The organism is Arthrobacter sp. KN11-1C (assembly GCF_052180225.1).
Classification (GTDB): domain Bacteria; phylum Actinomycetota; class Actinomycetes; order Actinomycetales; family Micrococcaceae; genus Arthrobacter.
On sequence record NZ_CP197467.1, the window covers coordinates 3,324,552 to 3,347,882 of the forward strand.

A 23,331-nucleotide genomic window follows, 5' to 3' on the forward strand; every position below is an offset into this window, starting at 1 on the left:
CAACTCTAGCCATCCGCACCCTCCGAATAGCGAAAGGGGTCTCTTGGTTACGGCCGGCGCCACCGGAGTGCGCTAGAGAACGTCGGTGTCCCCGCTGGCCTTGAGCGCGTCCACCGCTCCCTTGACCCGCTGGGCATGCTCCTTCGTGGTGACAAGCAGCGCGTCCGGCGTATCAACGATCACGACGTCCTTGATGCCGATCAGCGCAATCACGCGCTTCGTGTCGGATACAACCACCCCGCTGGCGTTCTCGGTGAAGACACGGGCGCCTTCGCCGAGGACCGTCACCTCATCGACGTCGCCGGCATTGTTGAGGCGACCGATCGCGGCGAAGTCTCCGACGTCGTCCCAGCGGAAAGTGCCGGGCACGACGGCGACATCGCCCGCCGCCGCGGCGGGTTCGGCCACGGCGTAGTCAATGGCGATCTTCGGCAGCGTGGGCCACACCCGGGCGGTCACTTCATCGCGGTCCGGGGTATCCCAAGCGTCGGCGATTTCCTGCAGTCCGGCAAACAGGACCGGTTGGTTGGCCTCAAGGTGCTTGAGCATGAGTGCGACGGGGGCGACGAACATGCCGGCGTTCCAGACATAGTCGCCGGTCTCGAGGTACTTCTTGGCAATGTCTTCGCTCGGCTTCTCGACGAATTCGACCACTGCATGCGCGTTCGGTGCATTGTCGATGTTGAGCAAGTCGCCGGTACGGATGTAACCGAATCCGGTTGACGGGTGGGTCGGCTTGATGCCGATGGTGACGATTTTTCCGGCAGCGGCAGTGTGGATGGCCTCGCGGACCGTTTCCCGGAAGAGATCGTCCGGGCTGATGACGTGGTCGGCGGCGAAGGAACCCATGATGGTGTCCGGGTCGCGGCGGTGCAGGATGGCGGCGGCGAGTCCGATGGCCGCCCCCGAGTCCTTCGGCTCGCTTTCCAGGACCAGCTCGTCGTCGCCCACTTCGGGAAGCTGGCGGCAGACGGCAATGCGGTGCGCCACGCCCGTGACCACCAGCACGCGGTTGCCGGCCAACGGTTCGAGGCGGTCGTAGGTTGCCCGCAGCAGCGTGCTTCCTGAACCCGTGAGGTCGTGCAGGAATTTGGGCGCGGCAGCACGCGAAAGCGGCCACAGGCGCGTGCCCACTCCACCGGCCGGAATAACCGCGTGGAAGTGGCGCAATGGCGATTCGAGGCTTGCAGCGTTTTCTATACTCACCGCAACACCTTATCCGACACGCGCGCAAGTCCCACTTTGTGGTCTTCGTCTCACCCTCGCGGCGGAAAGGCCGGAAATCAGGCGAACACCCGCACTCTCGTTACAACAAGGGGCACCTAAATTGAATAAGCTGTGAGCGAAGCCTAGATTTAGGCTGAGCTACGAGTGCTCTCGCGGCTGGCGTTCCCCCCGCATGGATCCCGTGCAAGCGCCGCTGTGTTGCAGGAAGGTTTATTCAGTGCCGACAAAACCAGCTGGCACCTTGTACCGCGGCCGTGAAGGCATGTGGTCCTGGGTTGGACACCGCATTACCGGTGTTGTGATCTTTTTCTTCTTGTTGGTCCATGTGCTGGACACCTCATTGGTGCGTGTGTCCCCGGAGGCCTACACGGCCGTTATCGGCGCCTACAAGAACCCCCTCATGGCCCTGGGCGAGACGGGCCTCGTCGCAGCGATCGTATTCCACGCCTTCAACGGCCTGCGCGTGATTGCCATTGACTTCTGGAAGAAGGGCGCAAAGTACCAGCGCCAGATGCTGTGGACCGTCCTGGTCTTGTGGCTGGTCGTTTTCGGTGCCTTCGCCATCCGCCACTTGTCCCTCGCACTGGGAGGCCACTAAGCCATGAGCACTGACATTCAAAGCCCGCGGAGCGGAAAAATCGGCAGCGGGAAGATTGCTCCGCAGTACCGTCGCGGCGCCGGGTCCAAGGGTAACTTCGAGATGTTCGCGTGGCTGTTCATGCGGCTCTCCGGCGTCGTGCTCGTGGTTCTGATCTTCGGCCACCTCTTCGTGAACCTCATGGTGGGCGAGGGCATCCACGGCATCGACTTCGGCTTCGTGGCCGGCAAGTGGGCCGACCCGTTCTGGCAGTTCTGGGACCTGGCCATGCTGTGGCTCGCCATGCTGCACGGCACCAACGGCGTCCGCACCATCATCAACGACTACGCCGAGAAGGACGCCACCCGCCTCTGGCTCAAGGTGGTCCTTTACGCGGCTACAGTCGTCATCGTGGTTCTTGGCACTCTGGTGATCTTCACGTTCAACCCGTGCCCTGTTGCCAACGGCGTTCAGCTGCCGGGCGGGTTCTGCCCGGCGCCGTAGCTGCTCCGCTGCACCACCGGCTCGTCCGGCTGTGCACAACACGCGCGGAGCAGGCTCCGCCGACCATCTGACTTAGAGAGAAAGAGCATCTGGTATGCAGGTCCATAAGTACGACGTCGTTATTGTCGGTGCCGGCGGCGCCGGCATGCGCGCCGCGATCGAATCCGGTCAGCGCGCACGCACCGCAGTACTGACCAAGCTCTACCCCACCCGTTCCCACACCGGCGCGGCCCAGGGCGGCATGTGTGCAGCCCTCGCCAACGTCGAAGAGGACAACTGGGAGTGGCACACATTCGACACCATCAAGGGCGGCGACTACCTGGTTGACCAGGATGCAGCCGAAGTCATGGCGAAGGAAGCCATCGACGCCGTGCTGGACCTGGAAAAGATGGGCCTTCCGTTCAACCGCACGCCCGAAGGCCGCATTGACCAGCGCCGTTTCGGTGGCCACACCCGTGACCACGGCAAGGCTCCGGTTCGCCGCGCCTGCTACGCAGCAGACCGCACGGGCCACATGATCCTGCAGACCTTGTACCAAAACTGCGTCAAGCACAATGTTGAGTTCTACAACGAGTACTACGTCCTGGACCTGCTGACCGTCGAGGAAGACGCAGTCCGCGAAGACGGGACGCCCTACAAGCAGAAGCGTGTTGCCGGCGTCGTGTCCTACGACCTCGCCTCCGGCGAATTGCACGTCTTCCAGGCGAAGTCCGTGGTGTTCGCCTCGGGCGGCGCGGGCAAGGTCTTCAAGACCACCTCCAACGCCCACACCCTGACCGGTGACGGCATGGGCATCGCCTTCCGGCGCGGAATCCCGCTGGAGGACATGGAATTCTTCCAGTTCCACCCGACCGGTCTTGCCGGCTTGGGCATCCTTCTCTCGGAAGCCGCCCGCGGCGAAGGCGCGATCCTTCGCAACTCGGAGGGTGAGCGTTTCATGGAACGCTACGCACCCACCATCAAGGACCTCGCTCCCCGTGACATCGTGGCCCGTTCCATGGCCAACGAAGTCCGCGAGGGTCGCGGCTGTGGCCCGAACAAGGACTACGTCCTCCTGGACCTGACCCACCTCGAGCCGGCGCACATCGACGCCAAGCTTCCGGACATCACCGAGTTCGCACGCACCTACCTCGGCGTCGAGCCCTACACGGAACCCGTTCCGGTGTTCCCGACGGCGCACTACGCCATGGGCGGCATCCCCACCAACATCACCACCGAGGTCCTGCAGGACAACGACACCATCGTGCCGGGCCTGTACGCGGCCGGCGAAGTTGCTTGTGTTTCCGTGCACGGCTCCAACCGCTTGGGAACCAACTCGCTCCTGGACATCAACGTCTTCGGCAAGCGCGCGGGCATCGCCGCAGCCGAATACGCCAAGACGGCGGACTTCGTGGAGCTCCCGGAAGACCCGGAGGCCTACACTCTGGATCTGCTGAACCACGTCCGCACGGCAGATGGTGGCGAAAGGGTTGCCGCGATCCGCAAGGAACTGCAGGACACCATGGACGCCAACATGCAGGTCTTCCGTACCGCGGATACCCTGAACCAGGTGCTCACGGACATCGCGTCCCTCGAAGAGCGCTACCAGCGCATCAGCGTCCAGGACAAGGGAAAGCGCTTCAACCTTGACTTGCTCGAAGCGGTGGAACTGGGCTTCCTGCTGGAACTGGCCAAGGTCATGACAGTTGCTGCCCTGCACCGCGAAGAGTCACGCGGAGGCCACTTCCGGGAGGACTTCCCGGAGCGCGACGACGAAAAATTCATGAAGCACTCCATGGCGTATAAGGATGAGCACGCCCCAGCGGACGGATCTGCGGAAGCAATCGCGGGCATCCGACTCGGCACCAAGCCTGTTGTCTTTACGCGCTACGAGCCGATGGTGAGGAAGTACTAAGATGTCTGCCGAACTTGCTGAGCCAGCATCCAAGATCGAGCTGCCCGCGCACATTGGTGGAGGCGGGGAAATTCCCACCTTCAACATCACCCTGCGGGTGCGACGCTACAACCCGGAGGTCTCGGAAGAGCCAGTATGGGAAGACCACCAGCTGACGATGTACGGCACCGACCGTGTGCTGGACGCCCTGCACAAGGTCAAGTGGGAGATCGATGGCTCGCTGTCCTTCCGCCGTTCCTGTGCACACGGCGTGTGTGGCTCGGACGCCATGCGCATCAACGGCCGCAACCGCCTCGCGTGCAAGACCCTGCTGAAGGACCTGGACACCTCCAAGCCCATCACCGTTGAACCGATCAAGGGCCTCCCGGTGGAGAAGGACCTGATCGTGGACATGGAGCCGTTCTTCCAGTCCTTCCGCGAAGTCATGCCGTTCCTGATCAACAAGGGCCACGAGCCCACCAAGGAACGCCTGCAGTCGGTCGAGGACCGTGAACGGTTCGACGACACCACCAAGTGCATCCTGTGCGCTGCGTGCACCTCGTCCTGCCCGGTGTTCTGGACCGACGGCCAGTACTTCGGCCCGGCCGCGATTGTGAACGCGCACCGCTTCATCTTCGACTCCCGTGACGATGCCGGTGACATGCGCCTGGAGATCCTCAACGACAAGGAAGGCGTGTGGCGTTGCCGCACCACCTTCAACTGCTCGGAGGCTTGCCCGCGTGGCATCCAGGTGACCCAGGCGATCGCCGAGGTCAAGCAGGCCATCCTGGCACGCAAGATCTAGTTTCCGAAGTCAGAGTACGACGACGGTGTCCCCCTTGGCGGGGTACGCCGTCGTCGTTCTTTAAGAGTCGCCCGCGAAAACCGGGCAACCCGCACGACGAAAGGCGGACAGGTGTCCAAATCCATGAAGATCAGCTTCGAAGGCAGCACCGGAGATCTCCTGGCAGGGATCGTGGATGTTCCTGAGGGCCCGGTCCGGGGCTGGGGTGTGTTCTCCCATGGGTTGACCCTCGGCAAGGACAGCCCCTCCGCTTCGCGTATCTGCAAGGGCTTGGCGGACCTTGGTGTCGGCATGCTGCGCTTCGACAACCTCGGGCTGGGCGACTCCGCGGGCGAATGGTCCGCCGGATCGTTCAGCGTGAAAGTGGCGGACACCATACGCGCCGCAGAGTTCATGCGTGCCGATGACAAGGAAATCTCACTGCTGGTGGGCCACTCCTTCGGCGGAGCGGCTGTCCTGGCGGCGGCCCTTGGTCTCCCCGAGGTTCGGGCTGTTGCCACTGTGGGCGCTCCCTTCGAGCCCAAGCACGTGGAGCACATGTTCGATGCCGAAGTGAGCACGATCCTCAGCGAAGGCAGCGCAGAGGTCAACCTGGGCGGCAGGCGGATGGAGGTTCGCCGCCACTTTGTGGAGGACGTGGAGCAGGCCGACCTCAGGGACTGCATCCGCACTTTGCACCGGCCCCTCATGGTCCTGCACTCCCCCACGGACAACACCGTGGGGATCGACAACGCGAGCGAGATCTTCCAAACCGCGCGGCACCCGCGGAGCTTCGTTTCGCTCGAAGGCAGCGACCACCTGTTGACCGGCAAGGGACAGGCCGCCCGGGTTGCCCGGATCATCTCAGCGTGGGCCGGTCAGTACCTCGGCGACTAACGCGGGCCCAGCCCAACTGACTCGCAGTTGTTGTCGTTATGAGGCTCCTAAACGACAACAACTGCTAGCTAGTTGGGCCTCAGCTTGCCTTCAGGAGCCCTTGCGGGGGAACGTGCGCGGCGCAGGGTGCCGCGATCCGAGGGCAGGCTTGGGGTGCTCGCTGGCGCCTGTGTCCGCTTCCCTGACGGCCGCCCACGCTGCGGAGAGCAAATAGACCTGGCTGACCAGGTTGAACCAGATGAGAAGCCCGATGATGATGGCGAATGAGGCCAGAATGGGGTTGCGTCCGGCGTTCGCCAGCAGCTCCGTGCTGAAGATCTGGAGAATGGTGGTTCCGATACCGGCCAGCACCGTTCCTTCCACGAACGCTTGGCGGCGAAGTTTCAGGCGGCCGGCGAAGCGGAACATGATAACCGCCGTCGCCCAGTTGAGGACGAGCGGAACGGCCGTGCGAACGAGCCAAGTGACAGGGCCGGCCACTGCGTCAGCCAATCCGAGCCGTTCGATGATCCATCCGGCCGCCGTCCCGAACACCAGCGAAACACCGGCACTGACCACCAGGGCTGCGCCAAGCAGCAGGAGGGTACCGGCGTCGCGCGCCTTCATCAGCAGCGGGTTCTCCTGCAAGGGGTCCAGCCCGATGACTCCGCGAACTCCCTCCCGGATTCCGGCGATCCAGCCAAGCGCGGTAAATACGGTGACGACGGCGGCTATGGCAGCTGTCCAGCCAAGGCCTGTGGGATTCAGGAGATCATGCGGATCCACCAGGCCGCTGCCGCCGTTGGTTTTCAAGAGTCCCGGGGCCGCCGTGGCGACGCTGGAGACAATTGAATCAACCAGTTGGGGTTGCCCGTTGAGGACCAAACCGGTCACGGCGAAACCCGTCGCCAGCAGGCCCGTCACGGAGAAGAACATGGTGAAGCCAATGCCGGCGCTCAAGAGCGGACCATGGCGCAGGTTGTAGAGGTTGAAGGCGCGCATGGGCCGGAAGTTGCCCAGCCGGGCGAGGGCCAGGTTGATGAACGCCGGTATCGTGGCGCCTCGATTACCCGAGCGCCGGGCTTTGCCCCATTCGACCTGCCGATGAATGAGCTGCAGCTTCAGCTGCGCGCCTTCAGTCGGTAGGGGTGGCCTCTCGGCCTGCTGCCGGTCGTTGTGCTGTGCGTTTCCGTGATTGGTCTGCGTCGCCGCCAAAGTCGAGCTCTTCCCGTAGCTGCCAGATGCCGTTGTCGTCGTGCTCGTAAAGTCCCATGCTAACCACCGGGAAGGTGGCGGTGTAGTTCTTGAGCACCGTTTCGGCCTCGTCCAGGCTTTCGGGAGCGACGTCGTGGGCCACCGTCACGTGCGGGTGGTAGGGGAAAGGAAGATCGCGTTCCAGCGGGCCGGTCTGCAGTTGTTCGTGCAGGCCCACGCACTCCTCGAAACCGTCTTCGACCTTCAGGAACACCACTGGTGACACCGGCCGGAAGGAGCCTGTGCCGGAAATCGTGATCTTGAAGGGTGCCTGGCGGCGGGCGATATCGCGAACATGTTCGCGGGTGGCCTCCCAGTCCTGGGCGGGCGTGGTGGTGACGAGGGTGATGTGGGCCGGAATGACTTCGGCCATGGGATCACCGAAGGAAGCACGCCACTGCTGAAGCTCCTGGGCGACCTCCCGGGGGAAGCCCAGGATGACTCCTACGCACAGGCTGTCCCCGCAGGCGCTGGCAGACTGGCGCGTAGCCGTTTCCCGGCGGGCACCAGCGGCCTGGCCGGCTCCCCTTGAACGGGAGCCGACCTCGACGCTGAGCTTGCCAGCTGCGCACATGGCTTTAGCGGATTCCTTGTGCCCCGCCGTAAGGCAGGAAGCCCACCTTGGCGTAGACATCGGCGAGGGTGGCCGAGGCGATTTCGCGGGCTTTGTCCGCCCCGTGGGCCAGGAGCCGGTCGAGCTCGGCGGGATCGGCCAGCAACTCGTTGGCGCGGTCCCGGATCGGCCCGAGGTGGGCCGCAACGAGCTCGGCGAGGTCGACCTTCAGGTGGCCGTACATCTTGCCTTCGTAGTCCGCTACGATCTTCTCCACCGGCTGCCCGCTGATGGACGAGTAGATGCTCAGCAGGTTGGACACCCCGGGCTTGGCTTCGCGGTCGAAGCGGATTTCCGTCTCGGTGTCCGTGACTGCCGACTTGATGCGTTTGGCCGTGACCTTCGGGTCATCGAGCAGGTTGATCAGGCCAGCCGGCGACTCCGCGGACTTGGACATCTTGGCCGTGGGGTTTTGGAGATCGTAGATCTTGGCCGTTTCCTTCTGGATGAAGGCCTGCGGCACCTGGAAAGTCTCCCCATAGCGGCTGTTGAAACGCTGGGCGAGATCGCGGCTGAGCTCGATGTGCTGCCGCTGGTCTTCGCCTACGGGCACTCCGTGTGGCTGGTACAACAGGATGTCGGCGGCCTGCAGGATCGGGTACGTGAAGAGCCCGACGCTCGCATGGTCCGAACCGTGCTGCAGCGATTTGTCCTTGAACTGGATCATGCGCGAGGCCTCGCCGAAGCCGGTGATGCAGCCGAGGACCCACGCCAGCTGGGCGTGTTCAGGAACCTGGGACTGGACGAACAGCGTGCATTTGTTCACGTCGACGCCGCCGGCGATGTACTGCGCAGCGGTGACGCGCGTACGGCGGGCGAGCTCGGCGGGATCCTGCGGCACCGTGATGGCATGCAGGTCCGGGATGAAGAAGATGGCGTCATACTCGTCCTGCATGCGGACCCAGTTGACCAAGGCACCGAGGTAGTTGCCCAGGTGGAGGGAGTCAGCGGAGGGCTGCATGCCGGACAGCACACGGTGCTTGGCCCCGGCGGCCAGTTTGGTGGATGTTGCCTTGGCTGCGGCTGCAGCGGGTTCAGTCGTGGTGGAACTGGTCATGAGGAAACTTTCGAAAGCTTAGAGCTGGTAGTCGACTACCAGCGGTGCGTGGTCGGAGAAGCGGGTGTCCCACGACGGCGCCCGGTCAACGACGGCCGAAAGTGCGGCTGCCGCGAGTCCAGGAGTGGCCATGTGGTAGTCGATGCGCCAGCCAGTGTCAGTGTCAAAGGCCTTACCGCGCTGGGACCACCAGGTGTAGGGGCCTTCGACATTTCCTGCCAGGCCCCTGTGGACATCCCTCCATCCGATCTCGTCGCCGAAGAAGCGGTCGAAGTACGCGCGCTCCTCAGGAAGGAAACCGGCACGCTTGGTGTTGCCCTTCCAATTCTTGATGTCGAGCTCGGTGTGGCCCACGTTGAGGTCGCCGACCACCAGGGCGTGCTCGCTGTGCTTGGCAAGTTCCGGAAGCCTTGTGGTCATCACGTCCAGGAAGCGGTACTTATCCACCTGCTTGGGCGTGTCCGCTTCCCCGGAGTGCACATAAGCGCTGACGATCGTCAGCGTAGTGTCCTTGCCGCCGCCGTCCCGAACGACGTAGTCCGCTTCGACCCAGCGTCCAGTCGTGGCGAAGTAGTCGTCGCCGATACCCACGCGGGTGGCAACGGGTTCCTGCCGGGAGGCAATCGCGACGCCGGCTCGGCCCTTCGCCTCGGCTTCGGCGTGGAGGATGTACCAGCCTTCGCCGATGAGCTGGTTGACCACTTCGTCAGGCGCGCGGACTTCCTGCAGACACAGGATGTCGACGTCGCGGGGTTCCAGCCACTCCGCCATGCCCTTCTTGTAGGCGGCGCGAATGCCGTTGACGTTGACCGTTGCGATGCGAAGGAAGTCCTTCTTCAATGCCGAGCTCACCCCGCCTACTCTAGTCGATGATGGTGCCCGAAACGGGCTCGTCGCCGCCGCCGGAGGACTTGATCATGTCCCGGGCGTTGCTTGACGTAATGGCGATGGTTTCCAAGGCGCGGTTGATGGTGTCCTGATCGGCGGCGTCGCCCTTGGCGCGTTCGTCCTCCACCACGCGTACCTGCACCTGGACGATCTTGAAAGAGTGGTCCAGTTTGAGGTCCCGCATTTCGTCCGCTTCGTTCCGTTCCGAGACCACCCGGGTGCCGCCATGGTCGGCGCTCGACGACGACGGCGCCCGGCCGGTTGCCGCGTTGAAGGCGTTCTGGGCTTCGGTGAGTTTTTCACCGGCCCGCCGGGCGGCCTTCTGGATGCTGAAGACCACGAAAGCGGCGAGCGCGAGCCAGCCGAAGGAGATAACGGCAACGATCCAGCCGACGACGTCGTTGTGGTTGGCTGCGAAGATGACGGCCACCAGGAAAGCGATGAGCACCACCGTCATGCCCAGTCCACCGATGCGGAAGCCTTTGAAAGGGCTCCGGGCGGAAGCGGACGAGGGAACAGATGACGGGGAGTCGCCGAGGGATCGCATGCACCCATTGTCGCAAACTCCGGGCGAGGAACCCCTCGCTTCCACCCCCGGCGAACAGCCCGCGCAGCTATTTCAGGAAGAGCTTGCGCAACCTTCCGGTCGTGAGCGTGATGCCGAGCGCGATCATCACGAGGTAGTAGGCGATATGGACTGCCGTCGCCGGGCTGAAGGACCCAATGCTGATCTGCCGCAGGAGTTCCACGCCGTGCCACAGCGGCATCGCCTGGATGAGCCACTGGATGTATTGCGGGTAGACGCTCAGCGGGTAGAAGGTGGCACTGAAAAGGAACATGGGCAGCATGAAGAAGTTGATCCAGTCCATCTGTTGGAAAGTCTTCATGAAGCTGGTGATGCCCATACCGAAGCTCGCGAAGCCAAAAGCGATCAGCACCGACGCCGGGATGACCAGGATGGCCCATGGGGTGGTGATGAGTCCCATGACGGCCATGACGGCCGTGAACCCCGTCGCATACAGGAGTCCGCGCAGCAGGGCCAGGAAGATCTCCCCGATGGCTACGTCCAATGGCCCGAGGGAGGTGTAGAGCATTCCCTGGTACAGCTTGGCGAAGTTCATCTTGAAGAAGACGTTCCACGTGGAGTCATAGACGGCGCCGTTCATGGCGGACACGGCCAGGAGCGCGGGCGCGATATAAGCCGCATAGCTGATTTCCTGGCCTCCCGGGCCTGCCACGGTACCCACGATGGGCCCAAGTCCCACGCCCATGGAGACCAGGTAAAGCACCGGCTCGAAAAACCCCGACACCAGGATCAACCAGGTGCTGCTTTTCGCGGCCATGAGGCCCCTGGACACCACAGCAAGCGCGTTGCGGGAGTACAGCGGACCGAAAGTGCGTTCACGGGCAGCGTCAGTGGCACTGTGGCCCCCGGTCAGAACGCTCATGCGCCCATCCTCTTGACGAATTGCCGGCGTGTCAGCGTCCACCCTGCAGCGGCGGCGCCCACAAGGAACACAACGTGGGTCAGGGTCAGCAAAGGATTCTCCTCGAGTCCATAGGTGAAGACGCGGCCCAGCTGGGTTCCGTGCCACACCGGCGAGATCCAACCGATCCAGCGAACCCCGAGCGGCAGCGAATCCAGCGGGAAGAACGTGCCCGAAAACAGGAACAGCGGCACCACGATGAATCGCTGCACCAGCGCGAACTGGCCGGAGTCCTTGGTGATGGTGGAGGCATAGGCCATGAGCGGCAGCCCGAAGGACAGCCCGGCCACCGTGGCAACTATCGCCGACACCCAGCCCCACGGACTCGGCGAGGCACCGAACATGGCCACGATGGCGAAGTACACCACCGATTGCAAGAGGAACTTCAAGGCGCTGGCCATGATGTGGCCCGCGGCGATCTGCTGCGGCACCAGCGGGGAGGCGTGCGGGCCGTAGAACACGCGGCGCCATTTGAAGCCGTCCATGATTGGGTAGGAAAAGTCCCCCGACGCCGTCATGACCGCGGACGAGACCAGCAGCGCCGGCGCGATAAAGGTCAAATAGTTCACGCCGCCAAACACCGCCCCGCCGTTCGCATCCACCAGGCTCGCCAGCCCGACTCCCATGGCGAACAGGTAGGCCACGGGCTGCCCCACGCTGTACAGGAACACTGACCAGACGTAGCCACGCATGACTCGAAGGACCTGCTCGGCGTAGAAGAAGGATCCCCAGCGCTTTGCCCGGCTGGCCGAGACAGCCGGGGAGTGGGCGCTAATCAACGAGGCTCCGTCCGGTCAGCCGGAGGAAGACGTCCTCCAGGGAAGAACGCCGCACCAGCGAAGTCAAGGGACGGAGCCGGCGTGCGGAGACTTGTTCCAGCGCCGCTTCACCGTCGTTCGCGTAGATGAGCACCCGGTCCGGTAGCGTCTCGACGCGTTCGCCGATGCCCTCGAGTTCGACGCCAATGGTGGAGTTGCGTTCCGAACCGAAACGGAGTTCCAGGACCTCGCGCGTGGAATACTCCCGGATCAGGCTCGCCGGCGAACCTTCGGCCATGATCCTGCCTTTGTCCACCACAATCAGCCGGTCGCACAGTTGCTCGGCCTCGTCCATGTAGTGCGTGGTGAGGATCAGGGTGACACCTTGTTCCTTGAGCCTGAACAGCCGGTCCCAAAGGATGTGGCGCGCCTGGGGATCCAGCCCCGTGGTGGGTTCGTCGAGGAGCAGGATCTTGGGCTCGTTGATCAGCGAGCGGGCAATCGTGAGGCGCCGTTTCATGCCGCCCGAGAGGGCATCGACCCTCGACTTGGCCTTGTCCGTCAGCTGGGCGAACTCGAGCAGTTCATCTGCCTTCGGGCGCAAGTAGCTCAAGGGCAGGCCGAAGTAGCGGCCATAGACAATCAGGTTTTCGCGGACCTTCAGTTCCTCGTCCAGGTTGTCCTGTTGCGGCACCACTCCGAGATGCGCGCGGACTTCCGGCCCGTGCGTTTCCGGGTCCAGGCCCATGATGCTGAGCTTCCCGGACGTGCGCTGGGAGACTCCGCCGATCATTTTCATGGTGGTCGATTTGCCGGCGCCGTTGGGGCCAAGCAAGCCGAAGGACTCCCCTGCCGGGACCTCGAAGGAGATTCCGTCGACGGCGGTGAGCTCGCCGTAGCTCTTGGTGAGGTTTTCGGCTGTGATGACTGCGGCTGGGTTCATCTGGAAGCTGGCTGACGTGGAGAAAGAGCGGGTGGCTTCATTGTGCACCCCAGCAGACTAGTAGAGCCAAGGAACACGTGAAAGAGGTATTCCGCAATTTTCTGGATTAACCTTCAGGACCCTGCGCGACATTCTGCTGGATCGCTCCGCACCTCAGGCCCTGGAACCGCGTGATTCCAAGGCCCGATGGTTTATCCAGGCGAGTGATCCAGCAGAATCCGCCGGTTCCCTACTTCGTCGGATGCGTCCGCAGCACTTCCAGGCGCTGGCGGTACTCGGTCTCGTCGATTTCGCCGCGTGCGAAGCGCTCCCGCAGCACGCTTTCGGCGCCCTGGGTTGCTGCCCAGTAATGGTTACGGCGCCACATCCGGCGCCCGAAGAAGATGAAGCAACCGATGACCAGGAACCAAAACAGCGGGATCAGGAGGAAAAACGGCCAGAAGACGAATCCGCCCCCGGGTCCATGGACGACGTCGGCGGGCAGCTGGGCGGCCGCGGCGCCGAGGGTGGTGCTCAGTGATGTCAACATGTCCAGTCCAAACTCTCAACAGGCCGTATCTCGGCTCTGGTTCCAGTCTGGTTTTTGGCCCATCGAATCGCGTCGGCCACCGGGAGTCACCTGCGGCCTGGCGCCTACTCCCCCGGGAGACTGCCGTCCGGGCCTAGCTGCTCCAGCCGGGCCGGACCAAGCCGGATTCGTACGCCAGTACCACCAATTGCGCCCGGTCCCGGACCAGCAGTTTGGTCATGATCCGTGAAACGTGCGTCTTCGCCGTCAGTGGGGTGATGAACAGCCGCTCGGCGATCTCCGCGTTGTTCAGGCCCTCCCCCACCAATGCAAGGACTTCCCGTTCGCGCTCGGTGATTTGGCCGAGGGGCACGGTCTTCGACGCCGCTTTGCTGTGCAGGGCGAGCTGGGCCATGATGCGGCGTGTCACGGACGGCGAAAGGAGGGCGTCGCCGTCGTGCACTACCCGCACGGCGCGGATCAGTTCCGCCGGTTCGGTGTCCTTGACGAGGAAGCCTGCGGCACCCGCGCGCACTGCTTCGGCGATGTATTCGTCCAGCTCGAACGTGGTGAGGATGATGATGCGGGTGTGTGCGAGGCGGGGGCTGGCCAGGATGTCCCGCGTGGCGGCCAGTCCGTCGCCATCGGGCATGCGGATGTCCATGAGGACGACGTCGGGCGCCTCGCGCTCTGCCAGCCTGACGGCATCCCGGCCGGTGCCGGCTTCGGCCACCACTTCCATGTCCGGTTCGGCGTCCAGGAGGGCCCGGAATCCGGCCCGGATCAGGTTCTGGTCGTCGGCGAGCAGCAAACGGATCATGCCTGGTGTCCTTGCACGGGGTTCAATGGGAGGTTCGCTTCCACGCGCAGCCCGGGCTCCAGCGACGTGAGGCCGAGCGCGCCGCCGAGGGCCTCGACGCGCTCCCGCATGCCCCTCAATCCGTTCCCGGCGGGCGCTCCCCGGAGGCCGGCGCCGTCGTCGTCGATCCGGACGGTCAGCGCGTTCCCTGCCACGTCCAGATGTACGACGGCGGACGCCGCGCCTGAGTGCCTGCGGACGTTGCTCAGCCCTTCCTGGACGATCCGGTAGGCGGCTTCCTGTTGTGCAGTTCCTACCCTGTCCCCGTCTATGGAGTTCTCGAACCGCACCTCCAGGCCGCCGCGCCGCGCGTCTTCCACGAGCTCCGGGATGCGCCCCAGATGAGGCGGCGCCGCGGGACTCAGCGGTGCGTCGTCGCGCAGCACCCCGAGCAGTTGTCGGACCTCGGCCAAGGATTCCTTGCTCGCGGCCTTGATGGCTTCCAGCGCCGGACGGAGCTTCTCGGGATCGTTCGTGCCCAGGTGAAGCGCCACGGAGGCCTGGACGTTGATCATCGACAGGGAGTGCGCCACCACGTCGTGGATGTCGCGGGCGAGGGTGAGGCGGTACTCGTCCCGTTCGGCCTGTTTCGCGGCCTCCCGCCGTCGCCGGTATTCGGCCATCCGTTCGCCCCGCCGTCGGAAGCCTTCACCGATCAGGACGAGGATCGCCGCCCAGGCAACACCGGCAGAGGCCCGGACAAGTCCCGTCTCATCCCCGGCGAGGACGGCCATCAGAACGACGGCGGCGGCGGAAATCCCTGCCCCAAGCCACGCCAGCCAGCGCAACCCCGCAGCGGCGGTCAGGATGATCGAGAGCGCCAGGGACAGCACGATCGGACCCCAGGCATAACCGAGGAGCAGGTAGATGGACGTGGCCGCCAGGGTGATCGGCAGCATGACGGCGGGCCTGCGGGTCCGGAAAGCCAGGGCCGCGGGTCCCGCCAACAGCAGCAGGAACGCGAGCGGGTCCAAGGAACGGGGGGCGGCCTGGTGGTTCGCCGAAAAGACGGTCCCGAGGACCTGGATCAGGGCCACCGCGATCACGATGAAACTCGTGGGAGGACCCTGGAATCGCCGCTGCATGCTCCGAGCCTAGCCGCGGACGGCGCCGGCGTCGTCGGGTTAACGGTGTAGGGCGCCTACTCCTGCGGGAGTAGGCGCCCTACACGCTGGTGGGCAGCAATATCAGGCGACGCCGGAGACGCTTCCCGCTGCCACTTGGCGTTCCGCGGCTTCGACCACGTTGGTCATGAGCAGCGCCACGGTCATGGGACCCACGCCGCCCGGGTTCGGCGAAATCCAGCCGGCAACCTCGGCAACGGCGGGATCGATGTCGCCGTGGACCTTGCTCTTGCCCGTCTCGGGGTCGGTTTCACGGGTGACGCCGACGTCGAGCACGGCCGCGCCCGGCTTGACGTCCGAAGGCTTGACGATGTGCTTGGAACCCGCCGCGCCCACAATCACGTCTGCTTGCCGCAGCAACTCCGAGAGGTTCTTGGTGCCGGTGTGCGTCAGGGTCACGGTGGCGTTCACGGCCCGCCGGGTAAGCAGCAGGCCGATCGAGCGGCCAATGGTGACACCGCGTCCGACCACCACAACGTGCTTGCCGGCGAGGCTGTAGCCGTTGCGCTCCAGGAGCTCGATGACGCCCCGGGGCGTGCACGGCAGCGGCGAGGTGATCTCTCCGTTGACGTTGAGCACCAGCCGGCCCAAGTTGGTCGGGTGCAGGCCGTCGGCATCCTTTGCGGGGTCGATCCGCTCGAGGATGGCGTCGGTGTCCAGGTGCTTGGGCAGTGGCAGCTGCACAATATAGCCGTGACAGGCGGGGTCCGCATTGAGTTCGTCGATGAGGGCCTCAACCTGGGCCTGGGTGGCGTCCGCCGGAAGCTCACGCTGGATCGAGTTCATCCCGACCTCAACAGACTGCTTGTGCTTCATGGACACGTAAAGCTGCGAGGCAGGGTCGGCACCAACGAGCACAGTGGCAATGCCTGGAGTGACGCCGTGGGTCTTCAGGGCAGCGACACGCTCGGTGAGCTCAGATTTGATGGCGGCGGCAGCGGCCTTGCCGTCAAGGATCTTCGCGGTCTGCGTCATGGACGGGTTCACCACTGCTCGTGCTGCGGGTACAGCGGGAAGTCGGCGGCGAGCTTGTCGACGCGGGCCTGGAGTGCCTCGACATCCGTAGCGGAACCGGACTTCAGCGCCCAAGCGATGATCTCGGCAACCTCGGTGAATTCGGTTGCACCGAAGCCGCGGGTAGCCAGAGCCGGGGTGCCGATGCGCAGGCCGGACGTGACCATCGGCGGGCGGGGGTCGAACGGAACGGCGTTGCGGTTGACGGTGATACCCACGGAGTGCAGGAGGTCTTCGGCCTGCTGGCCGTCCAACTGCGAGTTGCGCAGGTCCACGAGGACCAGGTGGACATCTGTGCCTCCGGTCAGCACGGAAATGCCGGCTTCAGCGACGTCGGCCTGGTTGAGGCGATCGGCGATGATCTTGGCACCTTCGAGGACGCGCTCCTGGCGCTCCTTGAATTCCTCGCCTGCAGCGATCTTGAAGGCAACAGCCTTGGCGGCGATCACGTGCATGAGCGGGCCGCCCTGCTGGCCCGGGAACACGTTGGAGTTGAGCTTTTTCGCCCATTCCTGCTTGGCGAGGATCACGCCGGAGCGGGGGCCGGAGAGCGTCTTGTGCACCGTGGAGGTGACGACGTCGGAGTGCGGCACCGGGCTCGGGTGCAGGCCTGCTGCGACGAGGCCCGCGAAGTGGGCCATGTCCGTCCAGAGGAGCGCGCCGACTTCGTCGGCGATGGAACGGAAGGCTGCGAAGTCGAGGTGGCGCGGGTAGGCGGACCAGCCGGCGATGATGACCTGGGGCTTCTCGGCAATGGCCTGTTCGCGGAGCTTGTCCATGTCCACGCGGAAGGTGTCTTCTTCAACCTGGTAGGCGGCTACGTTGTAGAGCTTTCCGGAGAAGTTGAGCTTCATGCCGTGGGTCAGGTGGCCGCCGTGGGCGAGGGAAAGGCCGAGGATCTTGTCGCCGGGAGTGATCATGGCGGACAGGGCTGCTGCGTTGGCCTGTGCACCGGAGTGCGGCTGTACGTTGGCGTACTCCGCGCCGAAGAGGGCCTTCACGCGGTCGATGGCCAGCTGCTCGGCGATGTCTACGTATTCGCAACCACCGTAGTAGCGGCGGCCCGGGTAACCTTCGGCGTACTTGTTGGTCAGGACGGAGCCCTGGGCCTCCATGACGGCGCGGGGCGCAAAGTTCTCGGAAGCGATCATTTCCAGGGTGCCGCGTTGGCGGCCGAGTTCCTGTTCCAGAACCGCGGCGATCTCGGGGTCGAGCTCGGCGAGCGGCTGGTTGCTGATGGTCGCGGAGGTGATGGTGGAGGTGGTCACGAAGATCTCCTGGATAGGCAACGGGTATTTCTACAGGTCAGGCTACCGGCTGGGTTTTTTCCGTGCCTTTGATTACGAGGCATGGCACAGCGACGGTAAAACGTGACCCTCGGCCCAGGCGTACGATCCGTGGTCTTCATCAGTGCCGCTCCCTGGTGGTACACCACCCAACGCCAGTCGCGACGACTTAAACAGTACAACAGGTGCGCAACGGTAGGCTTTACGTGTGACTGACTCCACCCTGCCTGCGTCTTTTGTTGTAACCCTGTCCTGCCCGGATCGGCCCGGAATTGTGCACGCCGTTGCAGGCGCCTTGTTGGAGGCGGGCTGCAACATCGCCGATTCCCAGCAGTACGGCAGCCCCAGCACGGGAAACTTCTTCATGCGGGTGGAAGCCACCACGTCTTCGACCCAGGAGGAACTGAGTTCGGCTCTGGCCCCGGTGGCCGAAGAATTCGGCATGAAGTGGCAGATCAACCCGGTGGGCCAGAAGGTCCGCACCCTGATCCTGGGTTCGAAGGACGCACACTGCCTCAACGACCTGCTCTTCCAGCAACGCACCGGAACCCTCCCCATCGAGGTGCCGGTCATCGTGTCCAACCATCGGGACCTCGAAGGACTGGCCGAGTTCTACGGGATCCCCTTCCACCACATCCCGGTCACCCCGGACACGAAGCCGCAGGCCGAGGCCAAGCTGCTCGAACTCATCCACGAGCACGGCATCGAGCTGACCGTCCTGGCGCGGTACATGCAGGTCCTCTCCAACGAGCTCTGCACCGAGCTCAACGGCAAGGCCATCAACATCCATCACTCCTTCCTGCCGTCCTTCAAAGGCGCAAAGCCCTACCACCAGGCGCATGCCCGGGGCGTGAAGATCATCGGCGCCACTGCGCATTACGTCACGGCGGACCTCGACGAGGGCCCGATCATCGAGCAGGAAGTCATCCGGGTGGACCACGCGCGCACGGCCGAGCAATTCGTGCAGATGGGCCGCGACGTCGAAGGCCGCACCCTCGCCCAGGCCGTCCAGTGGCACGCCGAACACCGCGTCCTGCTCGACGGCACCCGCACGGTCGTGTTCAACTAACGCCCGTCCCCCACCCAACTAGCTCGCATTTGTTGTCGTTTTGACGCCTCATAACGACATCTACTGCGAGCTAGTTGGGTGTTCTACGCTGGGACCATGGACGGCACCGGTCCCATGACGCCGCGTCGGGTGGAATGCCGCGATCGGTTCATTCGCCTGCTCAAGCAGGAACACAGGCACTCGCTGTTCGAACTGGGTTGCGGCACCGGCGTCGAAGGCTTGCAGTTCGTGCGGGCGGGACTGCACTACACGGGCGTCGACCTGTCCGAGGAGAGCATCCACGTCGCCCGCGCCAAAGGGCTCGACGCCAGCGTGGCGAGCGGCCGGTCCCTGCCGTTCCCCGACGCCGCCTTCCCGGCCGTGTGGACCATGGGCACCTTGCTGCACGTCCCCAACGCGGAAATCCACGACGTCGTCCGTGAACTCGTGCGGGTCAGCGCGGCTGGTGCGCCGATCGCCGTCGGGCTCTGGTCAGGTGACGACGAAGAAGTCCTCAACCCCGACGACGAGGACGAGCCGCGGCGGTTCTTCAGCCTGCGAAGCGACGACGCCGTGCGCCGCATCTTCGGTGCGCACGGCGACGTCGAGCACTTTGAGACCTGGCCCGAGGGGACCCGGCACTACCAGTTCCTGGTCCTCCGGACGCCTCCCGGCCCAACTGACTCGCAGTAAGTGTCGTTTTCAGGGCTCATAACGACAACAAATGCGACCCAGTTGGGATGGGCGGGCCAGAAGGCGTGTTCTACGCTTGCCCCATGGCTCCCATTTACACGTTTGCCGGCGATACCCCGGCCATCCATGACACTGCCTTCGTGGCACCCACGGCTTCCATCATCGGCAAAGCAACCCTCGGCGAGGACTCCAGCGCCTTCTATGGCGTGTCCGTCCGTGCCGACACCGCCGCCATCAGGGTCGGCGCCGGCTCGAACCTGCAGGACAATGTGGTCCTGCACGCGGACCCCGGTTTCCCTTGCACGGTCGGCGAGCGCGTCAGCGTCGGGCACAGCGCCGTCGTCCACGGATGCACCGTGGAGGACGACTGCCTCATCGGCATGAGCGCCACCATCCTGAACGGCGCCGTGATCGGTACCGGTTCGCTGGTGGCCGCCGGCGCCGTCGTGCTTGAGGGAACCGTCATTCCGCCGCGATCCCTGGTTGCCGGGGTGCCCGCCAAAGTGCGCCGCGAACTGAGCGACGAAGAGCTCGACGGCGTGAAGCGCAACGCGGCGCACTATCGGGAACTGGCGGCGGCGCACCGCGGGATGCACGCGCAGGGTTAGTCCAGGCTGATCGGCCCCAGCTCGTCCAACAGATCGCCGGGACCGGGGTTGCCTCCCACGGACGAACCACCGAGGTGGTTCACCACGCCCCACACGGCGTTCAGTCCTGTGGTGACGGCGCCTTCGGCCCAGCCTGCGGTGAACGAGACGTCGTCGCCCGCCAGGAAGATGCCCCGCTGGCTCTCCGGCAGCTTGTCCTGCTTGAAGTGCGTGAACAGGCGCTGTTGGTAGCGGTAGTGCCCGGGCAGGTTCGCCTTGAAGGCACCCATGAAGTTGGGGTCGGCCTCCCAGGAAACGGTGATGGGCTGGCCCACGATGTGGCTCGCGATGTCCACGCCCGGGTAGATCTGCTCGAGCGAGTGCAGCATGAGCTTGACGCGTTCCTCGGCGCTGAGCGAGAGCCACTTCAGGGCGTCGTCGTTCCACGTGTAGGAAAGCAGGATGACGGCAGGCTTGTCCGGACCGTCGTCGAGCAGGTACGTCGCCCGGTTGAGCCGGTCGGTCAGGGTCATGGACAACACTTCGCGGCCCGTTTCGGGGTCGATGTCCTTCCAGAACGGCCGGTCCACCATGACGAAGGTCTTGGACGACTGCATGTAGTGCGAGCGCTCGATCGCGGTCCACAGTTCCGAGGGGAACAACGATTCCTGGGTGTGGATGCGTGTGGACAGCAGCCAGGACTGGCAGGTGGTCACGGCGGCGGGGTACCCGGTTTCGCGGCCCCACCGCTCGCGCACCATGAGGTCGCCGTTCGCACCGCGCTCGATGCGGTCCACGGCCCCGCGCGGGGATCCGGAATGCAGCGATGCGAGCGAGGTGCCCTCCGGCCAGTGGGCCATGCCCGACGGCGCGTGGTGCCAAAGCGCCTCGGGGAGCCGCTGCGCTCCCCCGGTGATGAGGCGGTGCTGGTCATCGGCGTCGGTGTAGACGACGCGCAGGATCTCAAGGATCGAGTTGGGGAAGTCGGTGTCCCAGCCGCCGGTGCCGAAACCGACCTGCCCGAACGCCTCGCGGTGCGCAAATCCGGCTTCCTTGAACGACGTGCTCGCGGCGATGAAGCCGTAGAAGGTCTGTTCGTCCAGGAGCGGGAGCAGCTCGTTCCACAGTTCCTTGATGCGCTTGGTGTCGCGGGCCCGGATCGCTTCCTGCATTTCCTGGAACGCGGCGCCGTCATTCACTGCGGCCTTCCAGGCTGCGGCAACCTCGTGGAAGAACTCCGGAAGGTCAGCGGAGGTGGCTGCGTAGTGCTTTTGTCCTGCCAGCTCGATCACGGTGCTCGATGTTGCGGGAGCGAGCGGGTTGGGGAATTCCTGGGTGTCCAGGCCGAGGAGGTCCACGTAGTGGTAGAACGCCTTGCCTGACACGGGGAAGCGCATGCCGCCGAGGTCTGCCACCACGCCCGGAGCAGAGGGGAAGCTCGCGGTGCGCAACCGTCCGCCGATCTGGTCGGCTTCATAGACAACGGGGCGCAGCCCGAGCTTCATGAGCTCGTAGGCCGTGACAAGTCCCGACAAGCCGGCACCGATCACCGCAACCTCCGTGCCGTACAGCTCCGGCGGGACAACCGCGAGGCCATCGGGGTGGGCCAGGTAGTGGTCGTAGCTGAACGGGAAGTCCGGGTTCAACATCGTGATGGGAGCGTCGGCCGGCGTTGCTTGGGCAATCCCGGTGTCACCGCGGCGTGTGGGTTCCGTGGGCAATTCGGTGGCGGTGGTCATGAAAGTTCTGCCTTCACAGTTTCCGGGTCGGCGACCCTGGCGGATAGTTCACGGTATTCCTCTTCGCTGAGCGCCGCTACCTTGGAGTTCCGGCGTCCGTAGCCGAAGTAGAGGGCGATCCCCACCAGCATCCAGCCGCCGAACACCACCCAGGTGTCGGCACCCAGGTTGGCCATGAGGTAGGCGCACATCAGCGTGCCGAGGACGGGGGTGATCGGGTACAGCGGGACGCGGAAGCTGCGCTTGAGCTCCGGGCGGTTGCGCCGCAGGTAGATGACGGCGACGTTGACCAGCGCGAACGCGAAGAGGGTGCCGATGCTGGTGGCGTCGGCGAGCGCACCGAGCGGGACGAGTCCCGCGGTGAGTGCGACGGCGGTGCCCACGATGAGCGTTCCGGCCACCGGGGTGCCGGTGCGCGGGGAGATCCGGCCGAAGACCTCGGGGACCAGTCCGTCGCGGGACATGGAGAGCAGGATGCGGGTCTGGCCATAGAGCACGGTCAGGACGATGCTGGCGATGGCGAGCACGGCTCCGATGGAGAAGACGAGCGCGATCCAGGGCTGGTGGGTGGTTTCCTCGAGGATCTGGACGAGCGCTGCCTCGGTGCCGCCGAACCATTCCCAGGGCCGGGCGCCGATGGCGGCCACGGCAACCAGGACGTAGATGCTGGTCACGATCACCATGGAGAGCAGGATGGCCCGGGGCAGGTCACGCTTGGGGTTGCGTGCCTCTTCGCCAGCGGTGGAAGCTGCGTCGAAGCCGATGTAGGAGAAGAACACCCGGGATGCTGCGGCCGAGACGCCTGCGGCGCCCATGGGCATGAGGGGTTCGAAGTTGCCGGCGTTGAATGCGGTGAAGGCAACGGCACAGAAGAACAGCAGGATGACGATCTTGATGGTCACGATCGCGGTGTTGATCCAGGCGCTTTCCTTGGCCCCGCGCACCAGCAGGATCATCGCGAGGACGACGATCAGCATGGCGGGTATGTTGACCACGCCGCCGCTGCCCGGTGGTTGCGACATCGCATCCGGTAGGACTTGCCCGAACGCCGAGAGGGTTTCGTTCACGTATTGCCCTGCACCGACGGCGACGGCCGCGACGGAGACCGCGTATTCGAGGACGAGGCACCAACCACAGATCCAGGCCATGCCCTCGCCCATCGTGGCGTAGGAGTAGGAGTAGCTGGATCCGGCAACGGGCACGAGGCCCGCCATTTCCGCGTAGGACACGGCCGAGAACAGTGCGGCAAGGCCTGCCACCACGAAGGAGATCCAGACCGCGGGCCCGGCCAGCGGCACGGATTCACCCAGGATCACCAGGATGCCGGTGCCGAGGGTCGCGCCGACACTGATCATCGTCAGTTGGAGGACGCCGAAGCTGCGGACCAACGGCGTACCGCTCTGGCTGCTTCCGGCCTCGCTGACCATCTGCCCGATCGGCTTGCGGCGCAGCAGCTGCGAAGCGAGTCCCGGGCGGCGGGCGGCGTGGCCGGCGTCCGTGTTCGTGGCGTGCGTTGGCTTCGTCTGGGTGGAGGTAGGCACAGTCACCGTTGACGTCCCTTCAGAGTAGTTTGCGGTTTCCCGTGTCCACCCTAAGCTTGTGAGCCAGCTCTCACGGCGGTGCAAAATGACC

The 23,331-nt window shown here is 64.7% G+C and carries 24 protein-coding genes and 1 riboswitch; of the genes, 8 read left to right on the forward strand and 16 right to left on the reverse strand.

Annotated features, from left to right (window positions below; genetic code table 11):
- Window positions 1-72 precede the first annotated feature (72 nt).
- Window positions 73-1,206, reverse strand: a complete 1,134-nt coding sequence (locus tag ACSBOX_RS15530; protein WP_442543245.1) for a mannose-1-phosphate guanylyltransferase — start codon at window positions 1,204-1,206, stop codon at window positions 73-75.
- 283 nt (window positions 1,207-1,489) lie between these two features.
- Between ACSBOX_RS15530 and sdhC the strand changes: the two genes are divergently transcribed.
- The 5 genes from sdhC (at window position 1,490) to ACSBOX_RS15555 (ending at window position 5,862) form a co-directional block, all read left to right on the forward strand.
- Entirely contained in the window at window positions 1,490-1,825 is a 336-nt protein-coding gene (sdhC, locus tag ACSBOX_RS15535; RefSeq protein WP_319801849.1) for a succinate dehydrogenase, cytochrome b556 subunit, read from the forward strand.
- Between the two features lie 3 nt (window positions 1,826-1,828).
- Entirely contained in the window at window positions 1,829-2,308 is a 480-nt protein-coding gene (locus ACSBOX_RS15540; RefSeq protein ID WP_442543246.1) for a succinate dehydrogenase hydrophobic membrane anchor subunit, read from the forward strand.
- 94 nt (window positions 2,309-2,402) lie between these two features.
- Complete coding sequence (sdhA, locus tag ACSBOX_RS15545) at window positions 2,403-4,202, forward strand: succinate dehydrogenase flavoprotein subunit (RefSeq protein WP_241709463.1); 1,800 nt, start codon at window positions 2,403-2,405, stop codon at window positions 4,200-4,202.
- Window position 4,203: 1 nt separating this feature from the next.
- Complete coding sequence (locus ACSBOX_RS15550; protein WP_395801497.1) at window positions 4,204-4,986, forward strand: succinate dehydrogenase iron-sulfur subunit; 783 nt, start codon at window positions 4,204-4,206, stop codon at window positions 4,984-4,986.
- Between the two features lie 111 nt (window positions 4,987-5,097).
- Entirely contained in the window at window positions 5,098-5,862 is a 765-nt protein-coding gene (locus ACSBOX_RS15555; protein ID WP_078105991.1) for an alpha/beta hydrolase family protein, read from the forward strand.
- 90 nt (window positions 5,863-5,952) lie between these two features.
- Here the strand turns inward: ACSBOX_RS15555 and ACSBOX_RS15560 are convergent, their stop codons facing one another.
- From ACSBOX_RS15560 to glyA, 13 genes are all read right to left on the reverse strand, one after another.
- Window positions 5,953-7,056 carry a YihY/virulence factor BrkB family protein gene (locus ACSBOX_RS15560; protein WP_442543247.1) on the reverse strand — a complete coding sequence of 368 codons (1,104 nt, stop codon included), beginning with the start codon at window positions 7,054-7,056 and terminating at the stop codon, window positions 5,953-5,955.
- A complete protein-coding gene (locus ACSBOX_RS15565; protein ID WP_442543248.1) occupies window positions 6,977-7,669 on the reverse strand; it encodes a 2'-5' RNA ligase family protein in 693 nt (230 codons plus the stop codon). Before ACSBOX_RS15565 ends, ACSBOX_RS15560 begins: the two co-directional genes overlap by 80 nt.
- 4 nt (window positions 7,670-7,673) lie before the next feature.
- A complete protein-coding gene (gene trpS / locus ACSBOX_RS15570) occupies window positions 7,674-8,765 on the reverse strand; it encodes a tryptophan--tRNA ligase (protein ID WP_442543249.1) in 1,092 nt (363 codons plus the stop codon).
- A gap of 18 nt (window positions 8,766-8,783) precedes the next feature.
- A complete protein-coding gene (locus ACSBOX_RS15575) occupies window positions 8,784-9,617 on the reverse strand; it encodes an exodeoxyribonuclease III (protein ID WP_442543250.1) in 834 nt (277 codons plus the stop codon).
- A gap of 10 nt (window positions 9,618-9,627) precedes the next feature.
- Window positions 9,628-10,200 (reverse strand): hypothetical protein, encoded by a 573-nt coding sequence (locus ACSBOX_RS15580; RefSeq protein ID WP_415986826.1) that lies wholly within the window; start codon window positions 10,198-10,200, stop codon window positions 9,628-9,630.
- A 67-nt stretch (window positions 10,201-10,267) separates the two neighbouring features.
- Window positions 10,268-11,101, reverse strand: a complete 834-nt coding sequence (locus tag ACSBOX_RS15585; protein ID WP_078105996.1) for an ABC transporter permease — start codon at window positions 11,099-11,101, stop codon at window positions 10,268-10,270.
- Window positions 11,098-11,919 carry an ABC transporter permease gene (locus ACSBOX_RS15590; RefSeq protein ID WP_442543251.1) on the reverse strand — a complete coding sequence of 274 codons (822 nt, stop codon included), beginning with the start codon at window positions 11,917-11,919 and terminating at the stop codon, window positions 11,098-11,100. Before ACSBOX_RS15590 ends, ACSBOX_RS15585 begins: the two co-directional genes overlap by 4 nt.
- A complete protein-coding gene (locus ACSBOX_RS15595; protein WP_442546044.1) occupies window positions 11,912-12,841 on the reverse strand; it encodes an ABC transporter ATP-binding protein in 930 nt (309 codons plus the stop codon). Before ACSBOX_RS15595 ends, ACSBOX_RS15590 begins: the two co-directional genes overlap by 8 nt.
- Window positions 12,842-13,070: 229 nt before the next feature.
- Window positions 13,071-13,370 carry an SHOCT domain-containing protein gene (locus ACSBOX_RS15600; protein ID WP_442543252.1) on the reverse strand — a complete coding sequence of 100 codons (300 nt, stop codon included), beginning with the start codon at window positions 13,368-13,370 and terminating at the stop codon, window positions 13,071-13,073.
- A gap of 133 nt (window positions 13,371-13,503) precedes the next feature.
- Window positions 13,504-14,169 carry a response regulator gene (locus ACSBOX_RS15605; RefSeq protein ID WP_442543253.1) on the reverse strand — a complete coding sequence of 222 codons (666 nt, stop codon included), beginning with the start codon at window positions 14,167-14,169 and terminating at the stop codon, window positions 13,504-13,506.
- Window positions 14,166-15,293, reverse strand: a complete 1,128-nt coding sequence (locus tag ACSBOX_RS15610) for a sensor histidine kinase (RefSeq protein WP_442543254.1) — start codon at window positions 15,291-15,293, stop codon at window positions 14,166-14,168. The genes ACSBOX_RS15605 and ACSBOX_RS15610 overlap by 4 nt, the downstream gene beginning before the upstream one ends.
- Window positions 15,294-15,395: 102 nt before the next feature.
- Window positions 15,396-16,307, reverse strand: coding sequence for a bifunctional methylenetetrahydrofolate dehydrogenase/methenyltetrahydrofolate cyclohydrolase (locus ACSBOX_RS15615; RefSeq protein ID WP_442543255.1), 912 nt, complete (start codon window positions 16,305-16,307; stop codon window positions 15,396-15,398).
- Between the two features lie 8 nt (window positions 16,308-16,315).
- Complete coding sequence (glyA, locus tag ACSBOX_RS15620) at window positions 16,316-17,629, reverse strand: serine hydroxymethyltransferase (protein ID WP_442546045.1); 1,314 nt, start codon at window positions 17,627-17,629, stop codon at window positions 16,316-16,318.
- 90 nt (window positions 17,630-17,719) lie between these two features.
- Window positions 17,720-17,805, reverse strand: a riboswitch (ZMP/ZTP riboswitch).
- Window positions 17,806-17,840: 35 nt separating this feature from the next.
- On the opposite strand from glyA, the gene purU reads away from it, so the two are divergent.
- The 3 genes from purU to ACSBOX_RS15635 all read left to right on the forward strand — a co-directional run bounded on the left by purU (window position 17,841) and on the right by ACSBOX_RS15635 (window position 19,981).
- Window positions 17,841-18,701, forward strand: coding sequence for a formyltetrahydrofolate deformylase (purU, locus tag ACSBOX_RS15625; RefSeq protein WP_442543256.1), 861 nt, complete (start codon window positions 17,841-17,843; stop codon window positions 18,699-18,701).
- Window positions 18,702-18,797: 96 nt separating this feature from the next.
- The gene (locus tag ACSBOX_RS15630; RefSeq protein ID WP_442543257.1) at window positions 18,798-19,373 is read left to right on the forward strand and encodes a class I SAM-dependent methyltransferase; all 576 of its coding nucleotides are present in this window, start codon (window positions 18,798-18,800) and stop codon (window positions 19,371-19,373) included.
- 83 nt (window positions 19,374-19,456) lie between these two features.
- The gene (locus ACSBOX_RS15635; RefSeq protein WP_442543258.1) at window positions 19,457-19,981 is read left to right on the forward strand and encodes a gamma carbonic anhydrase family protein; all 525 of its coding nucleotides are present in this window, start codon (window positions 19,457-19,459) and stop codon (window positions 19,979-19,981) included.
- Here ACSBOX_RS15635 and ACSBOX_RS15640 read toward each other — a convergent pair.
- Both ACSBOX_RS15640 and ACSBOX_RS15645 read right to left on the reverse strand, forming a co-directional pair.
- Entirely contained in the window at window positions 19,978-21,699 is a 1,722-nt protein-coding gene (locus ACSBOX_RS15640) for a flavin monoamine oxidase family protein (protein WP_442543259.1), read from the reverse strand. The genes ACSBOX_RS15635 and ACSBOX_RS15640 overlap by 4 nt on opposite strands.
- Entirely contained in the window at window positions 21,696-23,126 is a 1,431-nt protein-coding gene (locus ACSBOX_RS15645; protein ID WP_442546046.1) for an amino acid permease, read from the reverse strand. The genes ACSBOX_RS15640 and ACSBOX_RS15645 overlap by 4 nt, the downstream gene beginning before the upstream one ends.
- Window positions 23,127-23,331: the final 205 nt, after the last annotated feature.

Bases quoted from the DNA above. Each gene is read 5' to 3' on its own strand.
- ACSBOX_RS15585 (WP_078105996.1), bottom strand. From the start codon at position 11,101: ATGAGCGTTCTGACCGGGGGCCACAGTGCCACTGACGCTGCCCGTGAA.
- ACSBOX_RS15550 (WP_395801497.1), top strand. From the start codon at position 4,204: ATGTCTGCCGAACTTGCTGAGCCAGCATCCAAGATCGAGCTGCCCGCG.
- ACSBOX_RS15540 (WP_442543246.1), top strand. From the start codon at position 1,829: ATGAGCACTGACATTCAAAGCCCGCGGAGCGGAAAAATCGGCAGCGGG.
- ACSBOX_RS15630 (WP_442543257.1), top strand. From the start codon at position 18,798: ATGGACGGCACCGGTCCCATGACGCCGCGTCGGGTGGAATGCCGCGAT.
- sdhC (WP_319801849.1), top strand. From the start codon at position 1,490: ATGTGGTCCTGGGTTGGACACCGCATTACCGGTGTTGTGATCTTTTTC.
- ACSBOX_RS15635 (WP_442543258.1), top strand. From the start codon at position 19,457: ATGGCTCCCATTTACACGTTTGCCGGCGATACCCCGGCCATCCATGAC.
- ACSBOX_RS15565 (WP_442543248.1), bottom strand. From the start codon at position 7,669: ATGTGCGCAGCTGGCAAGCTCAGCGTCGAGGTCGGCTCCCGTTCAAGG.
- ACSBOX_RS15595 (WP_442546044.1), bottom strand. From the start codon at position 12,841: ATGAACCCAGCCGCAGTCATCACAGCCGAAAACCTCACCAAGAGCTAC.
- ACSBOX_RS15645 (WP_442546046.1), bottom strand. From the start codon at position 23,126: ATGGTCAGCGAGGCCGGAAGCAGCCAGAGCGGTACGCCGTTGGTCCGC.
- trpS (WP_442543249.1), bottom strand. From the start codon at position 8,765: ATGACCAGTTCCACCACGACTGAACCCGCTGCAGCCGCAGCCAAGGCA.
- ACSBOX_RS15605 (WP_442543253.1), bottom strand. From the start codon at position 14,169: ATGATCCGTTTGCTGCTCGCCGACGACCAGAACCTGATCCGGGCCGGA.
- ACSBOX_RS15615 (WP_442543255.1), bottom strand. From the start codon at position 16,307: ATGACGCAGACCGCGAAGATCCTTGACGGCAAGGCCGCTGCCGCCGCC.
- ACSBOX_RS15580 (WP_415986826.1), bottom strand. From the start codon at position 10,200: ATGCGATCCCTCGGCGACTCCCCGTCATCTGTTCCCTCGTCCGCTTCC.
- ACSBOX_RS15610 (WP_442543254.1), bottom strand. From the start codon at position 15,293: ATGCAGCGGCGATTCCAGGGTCCTCCCACGAGTTTCATCGTGATCGCG.
- sdhA (WP_241709463.1), top strand. From the start codon at position 2,403: ATGCAGGTCCATAAGTACGACGTCGTTATTGTCGGTGCCGGCGGCGCC.
- ACSBOX_RS15600 (WP_442543252.1), bottom strand. From the start codon at position 13,370: ATGTTGACATCACTGAGCACCACCCTCGGCGCCGCGGCCGCCCAGCTG.
- ACSBOX_RS15640 (WP_442543259.1), bottom strand. From the start codon at position 21,699: ATGACCACCGCCACCGAATTGCCCACGGAACCCACACGCCGCGGTGAC.